The sequence below is a fragment of the Deltaproteobacteria bacterium genome, assembly GCA_019308905.1.
GTDB lineage: Bacteria > Desulfobacterota > BSN033 > WVXP01 > WVXP01 > JAFDHF01.
On sequence record JAFDHF010000080.1, the window covers coordinates 1 to 15,874 of the forward strand.

The following is a 15,874-nucleotide window of genomic DNA, read 5'->3' on the forward strand; positions in this document are numbered from 1 at the left end:
ATACCCACAAAAAAACCCCCTTATGGCCAAACCATGGGGTAAACTCGTTCCCTCAAACCCCGAAAAATCCCTCCCCATATGACTCTGCTGACAACGCAAATAGCTCATCGAGTAGTTCTGCCACCCTTCAAAGCCGAAATCTCAAGGTGTCCTCACTTCCAAGGGTATCCCCGTTTCTCAAGGAAAGCTCCTGCTTCTCGTCGACCTGCCTCCCACGGTCAGAGCCTCCTTTGAAGTTGTATCGACATGCCAGCATGGCTCACGGAAGAACCAGAGCAAGACTCAAAACGAGACTTGACCCCTCTGCCTTGACATCATCACCCTCATGGGGATAGTTTTTTGCCGAATTCCACGATCCATACAGAGGAGAAGAATGGAGATAGAACTCGCCTACGGGCGCGAAACGCGGAAGGTTCGGGTGGAGGATAAGGCCCTGATTGTCAGGATGCCGCCGGTTCCCCCTTTGAATGAGCCGGCCCTATCCCTTCTTGAGGGGTTGAACCAACCGATCGGCTCTCCACCCCTGAAGGACTGTCTGAAAAAGGGACGTGTCGTGGTCGTGACCTCGGACAAGACCAGACTCGTCCGGTACCCTATTTTTCTCCCCTCCCTCTTGGACTACCTCAACAAGGAGGGCGTCAGAGACAGTGATATAAGCCTGGTCATCGGCCGGGGAAACCACGGGGGGCACAGCCCGGACGAGATCAGAGTCCTTTTCGGAGAGGATGTCTTCGGCCGGGTGGAAATCATGGAACACGACTGCCACGACAGGGCGCACCTCGTCGAGGTGGGAAAAACACGGTACGGCAATCCAGTACTTCTCAATCAGAGGGCGGTTGAGGCCGAAAACGTGATCCTCACCGGGGCCATAAAGTTCCATCCCTATTCGGGCTTCTCCGGGGGCAGAAAGGCCGTTCTTCCGGGAATCTCGGGTTTTGAGACCCTTCAAAGGAATCACAAGATCGCCCTCTCGTCGAGCAGGTGTGGCCTCGGTGTTCTCGACGGGAATCCCGTCCACGAGGAGATGCTCGACGCGGCCCGGCTGCTTGACCCCTGTTTCCTTATAAATGTGGTCTGCAACGAATCGGGCCAAATCGCTCGCCTCTTTGTCGGCCACTGGCAGAAAGCCCATGAGGAAGGATGCGGGTTTGTCAGGGAGGTCTTCTGCCCTGAAGTCGAGGGCCAGGCTGATCTTGTGATCGCAAGTGCCAGCGGTTACCCTGATGATATCAACCTCTACCAATCCTTGAAGGCGGTGGACAATATCTCACCTGTGGTGAGAGATGGCGGAGTCATGATGCTCCTGGCAGAGTGCCGGGACGGGTTCGGCCCCGAGGAACTACTTGAATGGTTCGACGGAGAGGATCTCGTCGAAACCAGAGCGCGCCTGGAGAAGGAATTCTCGATCCCGGGCTACGTGGCCCTCTGCCTCAAAAAGACGGCAGAGAGAATCAGGATAGTCCTCGTCTCTTCCCTGGCCCACGCTTCGGTGAGGAGGGCTGCCATGATTCCGGCCTCCACCCCTGATGAGGGGCTCCAAGAGGCCCGCAAATACCTGCCGTCCCGTTTCAGCACCTGGATCTTTCCCCAGGGCGGTTCCCATGTCCCTGTGCTGAAAGGGAAATCCCACCAAGAACCATAGCTCTGATTCCGGTGTGCCTCCCGAGGCCGCCCGGAGAAATCCCTCCAATGGAACCTTCAAACCCGGGATGGGAGGCGGCCCATACCATACCTTCTCGCCTCCCTCTCCATAATCCGGGTCAGTTCCCTCTCCAGATCATCCCCCAGAGGTCGGGGGTCTTCTCCGGCCAGGAGTTCCCTGACTCTCTCCCTGGCTCGATCAGCAGCCGAGGGCCTTCCGGCGAGGCTCCCCAGATCCCCGGAGGAGCGATCCACCACAGGCCCCGGGGCCTGCTGTTCCGCTCGGTACCATTTTAGGGTGTGATCGTTTGCCAGGAAACCGTCACGGAGGTTCTCGAGTCTCTCAAACAGGCCCAGGGCGATTGGTTCGTCTCTCTGGCAGACCCCGTCGATCAGCCGGTATGCCATGCCGCAGAGCTCGTTGTCGAGAACAAGCTTCTCCATGCTCTGGCAGTTCTCAAAATTCAACATCCGCGCTCCAGATACCACATTGATACCTGCCAGGCCTGCCATGAGTATCCCCATCCCCGATTCAAATCCCCCCTGGAAGTCGATAAGCTTTGCGTCACTGGCACCCATATAGGCATGGGTCGGGAGCCCGAGGTGCTTGCCTACCTGGGCATAGGCCGTATCGATCATCATCGTCTCAACCGCTCCGATCGGGGTTGTCCCAGCCCTCATGTCGAAAATGGTCGGAGATCCTCCCCAGATAAGGGGAGCACCGGGAGCGGCGATCTGTCCTATGACGATCCCTGACAGAGATTCTGCAGCATGCTGGACAACGGCCCCCAGAAGGGTGACCGGCGCCGTGGCACCGGCAAGGGGCATGGAAACCAGTTCCGATGGAATGCCCCTTCTCGCGCAGTCGATGAGGCTCTGGGCTGTGAGGTCCTCCCATTTGAGGGGAGGAGAGGGGCAGGCATCAAATATGGCAAGGGGCTTCTCGCGGAGGGACCGGCCCCCTCCTCTGACGGTCTCTAGGAGTTCGAACATGAAGGGAAGACTCGCCTTCCTGAAGATGCCCGTAACAACGGGCTTGTGACAGTAGACCAGAGAGAGATAGAGACGATAGCTGTCAAGAATCTCCTCGGAGACGTCCGCGCAGACCATGGCCGTGCTCTGGGCCTTGATGTACTCCATTTGGGCGGTGACTCTGGTAAAGTCGACATAGTCCCGGGTCAGAGGCTTTCGCACTTCCATTTTCTCGTAGTCGAGAAATTGGAGTACGGATGAGCCGGGATCGAAGTACACGTTGTCTGCCTCCAGGTCCAGAGCCTCTCCACCGTCCCGGTCGAAAACGCGGATCGCAGAGGGCGTCATCTCCACGCATTCTTCTATGAGCTTTCGCGGTATCCGGACACGGTCTCCGATTCGGCAACCCCCTTCACCGAGAAGGCGCCTGGCTTCGGCGTTGATCACAGAGACACCGACCCTTTCAAGAATTTCGCAGGCTTCATCGATGACCCTTTCGATCATCTCTTTGGACAGGACAGCGACCTTTGGCCTGATCTTCTCCAGCATGGGCAACTCCTCTCTTTGGCGACCTAGAATGACAAACCCACCGTTCATTCCAAAAGAGTCTCGGCTTTGCCGGGCAGATCTCTCGGAATCGACAGGAAAACCCGCGGTCTCCCCGATTTCCGAGGGGGCTGAAACCGGGCCCGAGCGCCAGCCGGAATACTCTAAATCCTGCTGATCGTCTTCACGCCGATGAACCTCGCCCCTATACCGATTCCCAAAAGGGTCGTCAGAATCATCACCGTCGAGACAGCGGCGACAATGGGGGAGACCTCGTATTTGAGCGAGTTCCAGATCTGCACGGGCATGGTCATGGTGTCAGGAGCCGTGAGGAAAAGGGCGATGGAGAACTCGCCGAAAGAGGTGATAAACGAGAAGATCATCGCCGTAAGGACTCCCGTTTTTATCCGTGGAAGGGTGATGAGAAAAAACGTCTTGATCGGCCCGGCCCCCAGATCTCTAGCCGCGTCGTCCACGTTGAAGTCGTAGCCTGCCAGGACCGCCTGAACGAGGAGGAAGACCGTAGGAATCCCCCACAGGGAATGACCGGCGACAACGGCCGCGTAAGTCCCTGCCAGTCCGATCTTGTGGACGAACATGAGAAGGCTGATACCGATGATAATACCCGGCACCAGAAAGGGCATCATGATGAGGAGATTGATCACGTTTCTCCCCCGGAACCGCCGCTTCATATGACCCAGGGCCGCCAACACGCCGACAGTGGTCGAAACCAGCATGGTTGGAAGGGCGATCAAGAGGCTGTTCTTGAAGACCATCATCCACATGTAGTCCGTGGCAAAGGCCTTGTACCACCTCAGGGAAAATCCCTGAGGTGGGAAAATGATGTAGTCGCCTGCATTGAAGGAGACCACCACGGTGATCCAGATGGGCGAGAGAATGAACCCAAAGACCGAAACCGTGGCCAGAAGCAACAGCAGACCGGGAAGATCAAACCGCTTCACTCTCTCTTCGGGACTCATGCAAACCCTCTACCGCAAATAACGGGCCCCCTTTTGTGAGATTCTATTGCTGACCACCAGGACGATCGCCGTCATCGTGAAGAGCGTAAAGGCGATGCTCGCTCCAAAGGGCCAATTTAGGACGTTCAGTATCTGGTCCGCCACTTCGATGGAAATGGTCCGCTGGGCAGACGAGCCAAGCAGCGAAGGCACGGCATACTCCCCCATGGCCCACACAAAGGCAAAAAGCCCGGCAACGGCCACTCCTGGAATGGTCAGCTTGAAGGTCACCTCATAGAAGCTACGAACCCGGCTGGCTCCCAGATCCCGCGCCGCTTCGATAATCGACCAGTCGATCCCCTCCATGACGGAGACCAGGATGAGGAGAACCCACGGAAACACCACATCGAGAAGCCCGATCACCACGGAGAAGGGGGTGAAAACCATGGAGAGCGGTTCGTGAACAACATCGAGAGAGACAAGCAGCGTATTGATGAGCCCCTTTCGGCCCAGGATCACGAACCACCCGTAGATCCTGACAATGAGATTGGTCCAAAGGGGTATGATGATCATGAGAAGACAGAGGATTTTCTTCGCCCCCGATGCCCTGGCAACATAGTAGGCCGCCGGATAACCCGCCACAAGCGCAATCAGGGTGACCATGACAGCGATCCTGAGGGTGAAGAGAATCACCCTCACGTAGAAAGGATCGGTCAGAAACTTGACGTAGCCCCCAAAGGTGAAGGCAGGACGATAGACCCCCATACCCACATTTTCATAGAAGCTGACTCTAAGAAGGGTGAAAATAGGAATAAAGAAGAAGACACCGACGATAAGCAGGGCAGGGAGAAAAATCAAGAGGAACCGGTATCTCCGGTAGAGCCCGAGCCCAATCTCCAGCAATTCTACGGAGCGCCTGTCCTGTTTCATCCAGACCCCTCAAGCTTCCCAGGCTTCAAGCAGGTAGAAGGAAACAGCTCGCCGGATCCAATTCCAGGTACACCCTTTCCTCCAGGCGATACCTTTCTGACCGGCAGTCCCCCACCGTATCAACCACTATCATCGCACCTCCCAACTCTACGTGGAAGCGCAGGGTGGGCCCCAGGAAAGTAACGTCGACGATCCGCCCTTCCAGTGCATTCATGCCGGTCTCGGGAGCTTCCCTCTTCAGGGAGACGTGCTCCGGCCTGACAGCCACCAGGATTCTCCCGGTAGGGGGATTGTCGGTGGTCAGACGGACTCTCAAAGGGATACCTTCTGAAAGCTCGACCACGGCGTTCTCACCCTCTATACCCACCACCGTCCCCTCCAGGAAATTCGTTTCACCGATGAAATCCGAGGTGAACTTGGATTTCGGTTGGTAGTAGATTTCGCGGGGAGAGCCGATCTGCTCCACACGGCCGTCCCTCATCACGGCAATGCGGTCGGCCATCGCCATGGCCTCTGTCTGATCATGTGTGACGAATATGGTGGTGACATCGAGGCTCTTCTGAATCTTCTTGATTTCGAACCTCATCTGCTGCCTGAGCTTGAGATCGAGAGCGCTCAGCGGTTCGTCCAGGAGCAAGACCGCCGGTCCTACAACCAGGGCGCGGGCAAGAGCCACCCGCTGCCTCTGCCCCCCGCTCAGCTGGGCAGGGTAGCGCTCTTCATATCCTACGAGGTTCACCATTTCGAGATAGGCATGGACCTTCTCTGTGATCTCCCTTTTCGGTCTCTTCCGCATCACCAGGCCGAAGGCCACGTTCTCGAAGATCGTCTTGTGGGGAAAGAGGGCCCAGTTCTGAAAGACAGTCGCCGTGTCGCGCTTCTCAGGAGGCCTGCCGGTCACCTCTTCTCCCTTGATCTTGACGATCCCTTCGGTTGGATCCTCAAGACCTCCGATAATCCTCAGAGTCGTCGTCTTCCCACATCCGCTCGGGCCCAGGAGAAACAGGAACTCACCGTGTCTCACCTCAAGAGACATGTCCTGGACTGCAACCACTTCTCTGAACCGCTTGGTAAGGTGGATAAGCTCCACGTCGATCATGGCCGTCCCGTCCTGTGTCCGTCTGCCCGGACAAAGTCCTCAAGCCTCTCCAATGCCCGGGCGATCCTTTCCAGGGAATTGGCGTACGAGATGCGGACAAACCCCTCTCCATGTCGCCCAAAGGAGATCCCCGGCATGGTTCCCACACCCGCCTCCTCGAGAAGGCGGTTGGAAAAAAGGGCTGAGCCCATCTCCAACTTCGAGATGTTGGCAAACACGTAGAACGCCCCCTGTGGGGTGCGACAACTGATCCCGGGGATGCGGTTTATCCCCTCCACCAGAAAATCCCGCCTCTTTCGAAACTCCTCGATCATCCGGGTCTGGCAGTCCTGGGGACCCCTCAGGGCTTCGATCCCCGCAATCTGGGTAAAGGAGGCCGTGCATGAATTGCTGTTCACCATGAGTGTTGCAATGTGACGGGCCGTCTCCTCGGCAGCAACCGCATAGCCCAGCCGCCAACCGGTCATGGCGTAGGCCTTTGAGAAGCTGTCGACAAGGATCGTTCGTTCCGCCATTCCGGGAAGACCCACTATGCTCTGATAGGTAGCGTCGTAAAGGATCTTGGAATAGACCTCATCGGCCAGGACGAAGAAATCCCTCTCCGTCGCGAGATCGGCTATCGCCTCGAGCTGGCTTCCGGTAAGGACGGCTCCTGTGGGATTCTGCGGGGAGTTGATGATGATCATTCGGGTCCTGTCCGTAACGAGGGCCCGCAACTCCTCGATGTCGAACCCGAAATCGATCTCCTCACGGAGGGGAAGATGGACCGGTTTCCCCCCTGCAAAGAGGACCATGGCCTCGTAGACCGGGAATCCCGGACTCGGCAGGATCACCTCCCCCCCCTCATCCACGCACGAGCAGACACCGTAGAAGAGGGCGGGCTTCCCGCCCGGTGTGATTATCACCTGTTGCGGGGTCACCTCGATCCCTCTCTCCCTGGCGACGAATCGGGCGATGGCTTCTCTCGCGGCCATCATGCCCGCGCCCGAAGAGTAGTGGGTAAATCCCCGGCGGATGGCTTCGATGCCTGCCTCACGGATGTGTTCCGGGGTATCGAAATCAGGCTCCCCGATTTCGAGGTGAATGATGTCTCTCCCCTCGGCTTCCAAGGCCTGGGCTCGATCGTAGATCTCAAAAGCAGAAGCCGTATCGGTCTCCATACGGCTCATTCGACTCGCGTATTTCATGGGGGCCATCCAGGCGGGAACATCCCGCGCCCTCAAGTGGCCGAACCCGCCAGAGGGAGGAGAGCCCCTCGCCCCCCCCACGGCGGTAAGTCCCTATTGGGCTTTGGAAAGGACCTCTTTCTTCCACCGTTCCTCCAGCTCTCCCCACTGCTTGTTCAGGAGGTCCCAGTCGAAGAAGAAGGTTTTCTTGAACTCTTCGTTGCTGGAGGGAACGACACCTTTGAGTGCCGGAGCGATCTTGGCCTTTGTGTTTGAGACCCATCCTCCGTTTATCTGAGCAAAGTGGGTCTGGTTCTCTGGTGCGATACACCAGTTGATGAATGCCTCGGCAAGATCCCGGTTCTTGGTCCCCTTCATCACGGTCAGGTACCCTATCCAGGCCACGGCCCCCTCTTTCGGGAAGACCATCCTGACGTTCGTGCCCTTGTTCATCTCAGAGAAGGTACCCCCGCTGTAATAGGTACCCATGACCACCTCGCCGGTCTTTATGAGCTGAAAGAGCTCAGCTCCCCCCTTGTAGAACTTCTTGACGTGGGTCGCCAACTCGGCGCTGATTCTGAAGACCTCATCCATTCCCTCCTTGGAGTAGAGTTCCTGTACGCCGGGCTCCTTGTCCGAGATGAAAGCCGAGGCGTAGAGCCCGTAATAGAAGGTCTGGTCCAGGCTGAGCTTTCCTGAGACCTCTTCCCTCATGAGATCCTTCCAGGAGTCAGGCGTGAAGTGGACCTTCCCCGGTACATAGATGGGCAGGTAGATCCCCCCGTCAAAGGGAACCCCGTAACCCTTCACCCATGCCTCCCGTTTCAGCAGTTCGGGATAGATGTCCCTGGCATTGGGGATGTTCTCCTTCCTGATGGGGAGCAGCCTATGGATGTTCATGGCCGCGATATAGTTCCACCCGTCAGCCATGAAAACGTCGTACGGGGGTTTGTCCTCAGGGGACGCTTTTATCTTCGACATGAACTCCGCCCATCCCGGAGATACGATCACGATCGCCCCGCTCGCCTTCATGAAAGGCTCCACGTAGGCTTTCTTGAAGTCATTCGTGTAGGGACCGCTCCAGCAGGTGACGGTGATCTTCTGCCCTTTGAACCGTTTCAAATCATCTGCGGCCAGACCAGGCCCGGCCAGGAGTCCAAAGACGAAAACCAAAGCGAGAAAAATCAGCAGACCTTTTTTTCCCATGTCTCCCTCCTTCTAATGGAATACCGCTTCTACCTAGTACCTCCGACTCATCACCTCCTCCCGTCGAAATCCTTCTGCTTTCTAGCAAATGGGGCCGCCTTTGTCAAGGACCGGGGAATTTGGAGTCTCCTGGCTTTCGAGAACACCCTTGTCCCCGAGCGACATTGCACAAGTGGCGGGGCAGTCTCTCAACCGACCAGGCCTCACCTGTATGCCCCTGTCAGAGTTCCTATGCCAAGAATGGAGACCCAGACACAGAGAGCCGCGATCACCGTCATGAAGATTCCGGCCTTTGCCATGTCTCTGATAGAAAAATACCCTGAGGTGTACGGGATCACATTGGTAGGCGTCTCCGTGACGAGGATGAAGGCGAGTGAGGAGGTAAAGACCGCCGGTGCCGAGATGAGCCACACATCGAGTCCCAGGTCCTGGGCCAGGGCTATCAGGATCGGGATGATTATCGTCCCTGTGACGGTATTGCTGGAAAAGACCAGATGGAGCAGGGCGACTACGGCCACAATCATCAGGGGCCGGAGCACGAAATGGACCGATCCGATCCTCCCGATGAGTATCCAGGCAAGCCACCGGGCGGCCCCTGTCTCGTATACCATCATTCCCAGGGACAGGCCTGCAATGATGAGCAGTATCCCTCCCCAGTCCACGTCGTGCTCAGCCTCCTTCCAGGAAAGCACACTGACCCCCGGTAGGAACAGGGCCATGCCGCTGAAGAGAGCCACACCCTGAATCGGAAGAGTGACAGCGCCCCTGGTCATCGCCTTCACGGCAGGACCCGTCAACCAGAGCAACACGGTTATGAGGAAGATGACCAGGGTCTTGATCTCAGCCTGCCTGAGAGGACCGAGATCTCTCAGCTTTTTCCTGATTTCCGTGGCCTTAACGGGCAGCCTCTCCATCTCTGGAGGAAACATCCTCAACAGGAGGAGCCATCCCAGGGGAATCATCATCAGAGTGGCCGGCAAGCCGATCGACATCCATGCGACAAAAGAGATGTCAATATGGGCGAGCCTGTTCAGGTAGCTGACAGCAATGGGATTCGGGCCTGCTCCAGCCGGCGTGGCGATTCCTCCAAAGAGGGGGCCCCAGGCGCAGGAGATCATAAGAGCCCTGCCGAAATTGCTTTTCAATGGCTTTACCCCCGCATCTCTCAGGATGGATGTAGCCAGGGGCAGCAACATGGCTGCCGCCGCCATGGCGGTTATCCACATGGAGAGCATGGCCCCTACAAAGAGAAACCCGAGAACCACCCTGTCCGTCCTGTCTCCGACCTTGAGCAGAATGTGGTAGACCAGGCGTGCCCCGAGCCCGGACCGGCCAAATGCGGCGGACAGGATCAGCACGCCGATGAAGAAGGTTATGATGGGATCTCCAAACCCGAGCCGCACCACTGTCCTGTAGTCGGCGATCCCAAGAAGGGGGATCATGAGGACCACAAAAAGGGACGTCACAGCAAAAGGAAGCGCCTCGGTAATCCAAAGGACAACGGCAAAGGCGAGAACCGCTATGCAGGCTTTGCCCGGCCCGGTCAGTTCGATCAATTTCCCGCCCCGCTCAAGGGGTGGAGGAGTCGGGAGTACATATATGACTGCCATGAGGGCCAGGGCGGCCGCCAGAAACCGGATCCTCTTGGAATCCCTGTCGGCCCCCTGCCCACCTCCCTCGGGCCAAATGGGCTCCTGCCAGTCCATCCTTCCCTCCCGGATCGATCAATTCCCCAAGGGAGAACAAAACCTGCCAGACATCCCCTGGAATCGCCATCCAATCGGGCATCTCCGAAGACTCCCCGCCGCCTATCCATGCTCTCTCCTTCTGCCGGTTGGGGAATCGTCGGCTGAAGAGACGCGAAAAGCCTCTGTGAAGGGATTATTCCGGTGGTTCTGGAGATGTACTCCCTTTTCCCACGTCAGGGGGAAATGGGTTCCCGGCGAGCTTCCCGTGCCTCCAGGAGACTGTCAAGCCAGTCCGGATCCATCTCCGGTACGGAAGAGAGCAAGAGGCCCGTGTATTCATGGTGGGGCGGCGTCAGAACTTCCCGTTTTGACCCCTGTTCAACGATTCTCCCCCGCAACATGACGACCATTTCATCTGCTATGGCCTTCACGGTGGCCAAGTCGTGGGTGATAAAGAGATACGAGACACCCAGTTCGTCCTGAAGGCGCTGGAGCAGTTTCAGCACCTCCTCGGCCACAAGGGCGTCCAGAGCCGAAGTAACCTCATCGCAGATGATCAGATCAGGATTGGCCGCCAGGGCCCGGGCGAGGCAGAGCCTCTGTTTCTCGCCCCCTGACAGCTCCGGAGGGTACCGGTCTATGTATTTCTCCGAGAGTTCCACCATATCGAGAAGCTCTCCGATTCTCTCCTCCTTCTGGCTCCCCTTAATCCCGAAATAGAATTCCAGGGGACGCCCCAGGATCTTCCTCACCTTCTGCCGGGGGTTGAGAGCCGTATCGGGCATCTGGTAGATCATCTGCAGTCGTCTCAGACTCTCGCGATTCCGGAGCCGCAAATGGGAGGGCATTTCCTCCCCGGCAAAAACGATTCTCCCCTCCAAGGCCGGAAGCAGGCCGGTTATCACCCGGGCCAGGGTGGTCTTTCCGCTCCCTGATTCACCCACCACGGCCACGGTCCTGCCGCGGCGGATTCTCAGACTGACATCGTCTATAACCTTGACGCCCTTCCTATAACATGCTGAAACCCTTTCGACTTCCAGAACAACATCGGTGTACCTGCCGGCCTGCTCCTTTTCCCCCCTGAGAGTCCGGACAGACAGAAGCCGTCTCGTGTAATCCTGCTCGGCACGCTCCAGGAGCTCCCTGGTAGGACCTTCTTCGATCAGATTGCCGTATCGCAAAACCATCATCCGGTCGGCCACCTGCGCCACAACGGCCAAATCATGGCTGATGTAGATGGCCGCCGTATTCAACTGTTCTATGACGTGCTTAATGGCAGCCAGTACCTCTATCTGGGTGGTGACATCGAGGGCGGTGGTGGGTTCGTCAAAGACGATGAGATCCGGGCGGCCGGCCAGGGCCATGGCCACCATGGCACGCTGTAGCTGGCCGCCGGAGACCTGATGGGGATAACGGTAACCGATCCTTTCAGGTTCAGGAAGCTCAAGCTGGCGGTAGAGTTCAACGGCCCTCTTCTCCGCCTCAGAGAAACTCATCAGGCCGTGCTGAACAGGGGCTTCCGCGAATTGCTTGATGAGCTGATGCGCGGGGTTGAACGAGGCAGCGGCGCTCTGGGCTACATAGGCGATACGGGTACCTCTGAGCTGTCGCCTTGCCTGTTCCGACAGACCGGTCACTTCGATGCCATCGAAAACAATCGAACCGGAGACCAGGCGGCAGCCCGGCCGTGTATAGCCCATGGCGGCAAGCCCGATGGTCGATTTACCCGCACCGGATTCACCGATCAGACCGAGCACCTCGCCCCGCTCAAGGGTCAGACTTATGTCGTTGACAATCGGCTTCCACCGCCCGTCATCAAAGGCCTCTATTGTCAGGTGTTCGACAGTCAGTAGCGGCGCCACCGCGTTCCCTCGCAAAGGCTGCAAGAACGGTCAAAGTTGATCCCGCGACAGGCCGGCCTGGTAAAGAAACCAGTCTACCACAAGATTGACCCCGATCGTCAGGAATGCAATCGATCCTGCAGGCCATATGGGAGTGAGGATTCCAAATGTAATCGCCCCGGCATTCTCCCGTACCATGCCTCCCCAGTCCGCCGTGGGCGGCTGGATGCCGAGGCCCAAGAAACTCAGGGCAGCGATGAAAAGAAAGACGAAACAGAAGCGCATGCCGAATTCAGCCAGCAGAGGCGGCCAGGCATTGGGCAGGATTTCATGCCGCATCACCCACCACAGCCCTTCACCGCGCAGCCGGGCCACTTCCACGTACTCCATGACTTCGATATCCATGCCCAGGGCCCGGGAAAGGCGATATACCCGCGTAGAGTCGAGAATCGCGATCACCGCGATCAGAATCGGTAGGGACGTCCCGAGCACCGAAAGAATCATCAGGGCAAAGATCAGAGTTGGAAAGGCCATGATGATGTCCACCACCCGGCTCAGCAACTGGTCGACCCAGCCCCCCACCACCCCTGCAAGAAAGCCCGAGATAATCCCGATGGAAAAGGAGAGTACCGTTATGACAAGGGCCAGAGATATGGTGTTGCGCGCACCATAGAGCAAACGGGTAAGCATGTCCCGTCCCAGCTGATCGGTACCCAGGGGATTGGCTCTGCTCGGAGGCAGCCAGACATCGGCGGCGATTTCGGTTTCACCGTAAGGGGACAGGACCGGTGCCAATACACAGGCCACCACGTTGAGCAGGACGATTCCGAGCCCGATCTTTGCGCTCAAGGGGGATCTTCTGAGAAATCTTAGAAACACTTTCTCCCTTCTCGGCCCTATTTCGGACTTCTAAGTTTCGGGTTGCTCAGCATGGCCAGCACGTCCGCAACCAGATTCAGCATCACGTAGACACCGGCAAAGATAAGGCCGCTCGCCTGGACCACCGGGAGGTCCCGTTTCGATACCGAATCCACGAGGAGTTGCCCAAGCCCCGGGTAGACGAAAACCACCTCGACGATCACCACTCCCACAACGAGGTAGGCCAGATCCAGGACGACAACATTGATGATCGGCGCAAGGGCGTTCGGAAAGGCATGATAGACGATGATCCGGCCCCGTGACAGGCCCTTGAGCTGCGCCATCTCGATGTACGGACTCGAAAGGACGTTGATGATGGAAGCCCGGGTCATCCTCATCATATGGGCCACCACGACGAGAGTGAGCGTCAGAGACGGAAGCACAATGCTGTACACCTTCTGGCCAAAGGACATATCGTCACTTATGTCGGAAATGCTGGGGAAGAAATTGAAGTGCACCGAAAACACGGCGATCAGAACGTAGGCGATGAAAAACTCCGGGAGGGAGATCGAGCTGATGGTCGTAATGTTGATGATCCGGTCAAAAAGGCTGTCCCTGTAAAGAGCAGCGAGCATCCCGAGGATAATCGCCAGCGGTACGGAGATTACCGCTGCCGATGCCGCGAGGAAAAGGGTGTTTGAGAGACGCCAGCCGATAAGGTCGGCGATAGGCCGGCCATTGGCCAATGAACGGCCTAGATCGCCTTTCAGGAAACCCCGAAGCCAGTGGAAATACCGCACATGGGGAGGGAGATCGAGCTTCAGCTCTTTGCGAAAGGCCGCAACCGTCTCGGGGGTTGCCTGTTGCCCCAGTACCGCTTGGGCCAGATCGCCTGGAAGCGCCTCCACGCCAAGGAAGATGAGCACGGAAATCACGACGATTGTCATGAAACCAAGGCCGATCCGCTTGACCACCATTCCGGCAAGGCTATTCATCTCCTCCTATTCGATCCCTTTCTCGTCTTCTTCTAGCTTGCGCCCCCATCTTGAAGATTCACCGCTAATCCGCCCCGCCCCCTCCGCCGCAGAAAAAGGAGGCGGGGAAGACCGGTCGATCTCTACTTGCGACTCTGAGCTTCTCGACTAGGCGAACCACCAGCGCTCGGCGAGTTTCATGCCGTCCAGCTCCATACTTCCCGCAAAGTTTTCGAATTTGAGCTTCTTTGTTGCAGCCTCAACAATATCAGCAAACATGGGAACAACCACTCCGCCCTCATCACAGACGATCCGCTGCATCTCCACGTACATCTCGCGCCGCTTGGCATCGTCAAGCTCCGCGCGGGCCTTCACAAGCAGTTCGTTGAACCTCTCGTTCTTCCAGAAGGTGTCGTTCCAGTTGGCATCCGCAGCATAGGCGGTGGAAAACATCCAGTCCGGGGTGGCACGCCCTCCCCAGTAGCACATGCACCACTCCTTCTTCATCCATACGTTACTCCAGTACCCGTCATCCGGTTCCCTCACGACCTTGATCTTTATGCCAGCCTTCGCAGCACTTTCCCTGTAGAGGATGGCCGCGTCGATCGCCCCGGCAAAGGCGGCCTCTGCGGCATGGAGCTTGAAAGTATGTCCCGTCACCCCTGCCTTTTTCATATAATACCTGGCCTTGTCCGGATCGTACCTTCTCTGCGGCAACTCCGAGGCGTAGTAGCGCTGGATCGGAGCAATGGGATGGTCGTTGCCAAGGGCACCATAGCCCCTGAGAATGGTCTTCAGCATCTGCTCGCGATCGACGGCGTACTTGAGGGCAAGCCTGACGTCATTGTTGTCATAGGGAGAAAAATCGGTCCGCATGGGCATGGTATAGTGAGTCGTACTTGTAACCCTTACCACCTGAATGTTCGGGACCCTCTTGAGCAGGTGAACGGTCTTCAGCTCGCACCTGTCCATGACGTCTATCTGGCCGGTCTTAAGGGCATTGGTTCGAGCGTTGACGTCCACGATGCTGAGGGTCTCCACCTCGTCGAAGTGAGCCCGTCCCGCTTTCCAGTAGTTGGGGTTCCGCTTGGTAAAGGCCCTCACCCCCGGCTCCCAGTCCTGGAGCATGTAGCCCCCTGTCCCTATTCCCTTCTCCCATTCGGCTCCGGAGGTGCCCGCAGGAGCAATCGTCAAGTGATAGTCACTCATGATATAGGGGAAGTCGGCGTTGCCGCCCTTCAGCTTGAATACCACGGTATACCTGCCGTCGGCCTTGATGTCTTCGATGGGGTCGACGATCCCCTTGGCAGCGGATTTCGACTCCTTGCCCCTGTGATGATTGATGGAAAACACGACGTCCCCGGCATCGAGGGTCTTGCCGTTGTGAAACTCAACCCCCTTGCGGAGCTTGAATCTCCAGGTGACGGCATCCGGGGAGGCTTCCCAGCTTTCAGCCAGTTCGGGAATGGTATTGTAGTTGTGATCGATTTCGACCAGACAGTTTCTTATCTGGAAGTTGATAAACTGGTTCATATTCGACGTAAGCCTGCCAGGATCGAGAGAGTCCGTGGTCGACCCCCCGGTGCAACCGACTCTCAAACGTCCCCCCTTCTTTGGAGCCGCCCCGTGAGCTATCCCTCCCAGCAGCGATGGAGATATCGCTGCCGCAACGCCCAAGGCAGAGGCCCGAGCCAAGAACTCACGGCGGCTGATCTTCCCTCTAGACAATAGGTCCTCCAGTTCTCTGAGCCTAGACATAGTCTCCCCTCCTCATGTTGTTTTTGCCCCCCTGTTGCTTGCCATGGCCATTGTAGCCAAGCACTATGAATATGTCAAGGAAAAGACCGGGTGTGGAGTTTCCTGACTTTTGGAGAACACCCTTGCCTCCGAGCGACATTGCGGAAGCGGTGGGGTACCCATCAAGGGTGAGCGGGAAGGGGAAAGCCCCGCCTTTAGAGCGGGGAAGGGGCAGGAATTCCCCACCCGCGAACCTT

At 57.4% G+C, this 15,874-nt stretch carries 12 protein-coding genes; 1 reads left to right on the forward strand and 11 read right to left on the reverse strand.

What is annotated here, in order from left to right:
* The first annotated feature begins 373 nt into the window (after window positions 1–373).
* Entirely contained in the window at window positions 374–1,642 is a 1,269-nt protein-coding gene (gene larA, locus JRJ26_18395; GenBank protein MBW2059464.1) for a nickel-dependent lactate racemase, read from the forward strand.
* Between the two features lie 56 nt (window positions 1,643–1,698).
* Here the strand turns inward: larA and JRJ26_18400 are convergent, their stop codons facing one another.
* From JRJ26_18400 to JRJ26_18450, 11 genes are all read right to left on the reverse strand, one after another.
* Window positions 1,699–3,162 (reverse strand): trimethylamine methyltransferase family protein, encoded by a 1,464-nt coding sequence (locus JRJ26_18400; GenBank protein ID MBW2059465.1) that lies wholly within the window; start codon window positions 3,160–3,162, stop codon window positions 1,699–1,701.
* A 161-nt stretch (window positions 3,163–3,323) separates the two neighbouring features.
* Window positions 3,324–4,139 carry an ABC transporter permease gene (locus JRJ26_18405; protein MBW2059466.1) on the reverse strand — a complete coding sequence of 272 codons (816 nt, stop codon included), beginning with the start codon at window positions 4,137–4,139 and terminating at the stop codon, window positions 3,324–3,326.
* A 9-nt stretch (window positions 4,140–4,148) separates the two neighbouring features.
* The gene (locus JRJ26_18410) at window positions 4,149–5,048 is read right to left on the reverse strand and encodes an ABC transporter permease (protein ID MBW2059467.1); all 900 of its coding nucleotides are present in this window, start codon (window positions 5,046–5,048) and stop codon (window positions 4,149–4,151) included.
* A gap of 25 nt (window positions 5,049–5,073) precedes the next feature.
* Window positions 5,074–6,147 carry an ABC transporter ATP-binding protein gene (locus JRJ26_18415; protein ID MBW2059468.1) on the reverse strand — a complete coding sequence of 358 codons (1,074 nt, stop codon included), beginning with the start codon at window positions 6,145–6,147 and terminating at the stop codon, window positions 5,074–5,076.
* Complete coding sequence (locus tag JRJ26_18420) at window positions 6,144–7,334, reverse strand: pyridoxal phosphate-dependent aminotransferase (protein ID MBW2059469.1); 1,191 nt, start codon at window positions 7,332–7,334, stop codon at window positions 6,144–6,146. Before JRJ26_18420 ends, JRJ26_18415 begins: the two co-directional genes overlap by 4 nt.
* Before the next feature lie 93 nt (window positions 7,335–7,427).
* The gene (locus tag JRJ26_18425; protein MBW2059470.1) at window positions 7,428–8,519 is read right to left on the reverse strand and encodes an extracellular solute-binding protein; all 1,092 of its coding nucleotides are present in this window, start codon (window positions 8,517–8,519) and stop codon (window positions 7,428–7,430) included.
* 203 nt (window positions 8,520–8,722) lie between these two features.
* A complete protein-coding gene (locus JRJ26_18430) occupies window positions 8,723–10,225 on the reverse strand; it encodes a DASS family sodium-coupled anion symporter (protein MBW2059471.1) in 1,503 nt (500 codons plus the stop codon).
* Between the two features lie 215 nt (window positions 10,226–10,440).
* Window positions 10,441–12,069, reverse strand: a complete 1,629-nt coding sequence (locus JRJ26_18435) for an ABC transporter ATP-binding protein (GenBank protein ID MBW2059472.1) — start codon at window positions 12,067–12,069, stop codon at window positions 10,441–10,443.
* A 30-nt stretch (window positions 12,070–12,099) separates the two neighbouring features.
* Entirely contained in the window at window positions 12,100–12,927 is an 828-nt protein-coding gene (locus JRJ26_18440; GenBank protein MBW2059473.1) for an ABC transporter permease, read from the reverse strand.
* Between the two features lie 17 nt (window positions 12,928–12,944).
* Window positions 12,945–13,901 (reverse strand): ABC transporter permease, encoded by a 957-nt coding sequence (locus tag JRJ26_18445; protein ID MBW2059474.1) that lies wholly within the window; start codon window positions 13,899–13,901, stop codon window positions 12,945–12,947.
* Window positions 13,902–14,048: 147 nt separating this feature from the next.
* A complete protein-coding gene (locus JRJ26_18450; GenBank protein ID MBW2059475.1) occupies window positions 14,049–15,638 on the reverse strand; it encodes an ABC transporter substrate-binding protein in 1,590 nt (529 codons plus the stop codon).
* Window positions 15,639–15,874: the final 236 nt, after the last annotated feature.

Coding starts and splice junctions, on each gene's coding strand:
- JRJ26_18415 (MBW2059468.1), bottom strand. CDS start 6,147: ATGATCGACGTGGAGCTTATCCACCTTACCAAGCGGTTCAGAGAAGTG.
- JRJ26_18410 (MBW2059467.1), bottom strand. CDS start 5,048: ATGAAACAGGACAGGCGCTCCGTAGAATTGCTGGAGATTGGGCTCGGG.
- larA (MBW2059464.1), top strand. CDS start 374: ATGGAGATAGAACTCGCCTACGGGCGCGAAACGCGGAAGGTTCGGGTG.
- JRJ26_18445 (MBW2059474.1), bottom strand. CDS start 13,901: ATGAATAGCCTTGCCGGAATGGTGGTCAAGCGGATCGGCCTTGGTTTC.
- JRJ26_18450 (MBW2059475.1), bottom strand. CDS start 15,638: ATGTCTAGGCTCAGAGAACTGGAGGACCTATTGTCTAGAGGGAAGATC.
- JRJ26_18400 (MBW2059465.1), bottom strand. CDS start 3,162: ATGCTGGAGAAGATCAGGCCAAAGGTCGCTGTCCTGTCCAAAGAGATG.
- JRJ26_18425 (MBW2059470.1), bottom strand. CDS start 8,519: ATGGGAAAAAAAGGTCTGCTGATTTTTCTCGCTTTGGTTTTCGTCTTT.
- JRJ26_18430 (MBW2059471.1), bottom strand. CDS start 10,225: ATGGACTGGCAGGAGCCCATTTGGCCCGAGGGAGGTGGGCAGGGGGCC.
- JRJ26_18405 (MBW2059466.1), bottom strand. CDS start 4,139: ATGAGTCCCGAAGAGAGAGTGAAGCGGTTTGATCTTCCCGGTCTGCTG.
- JRJ26_18420 (MBW2059469.1), bottom strand. CDS start 7,334: ATGAAATACGCGAGTCGAATGAGCCGTATGGAGACCGATACGGCTTCT.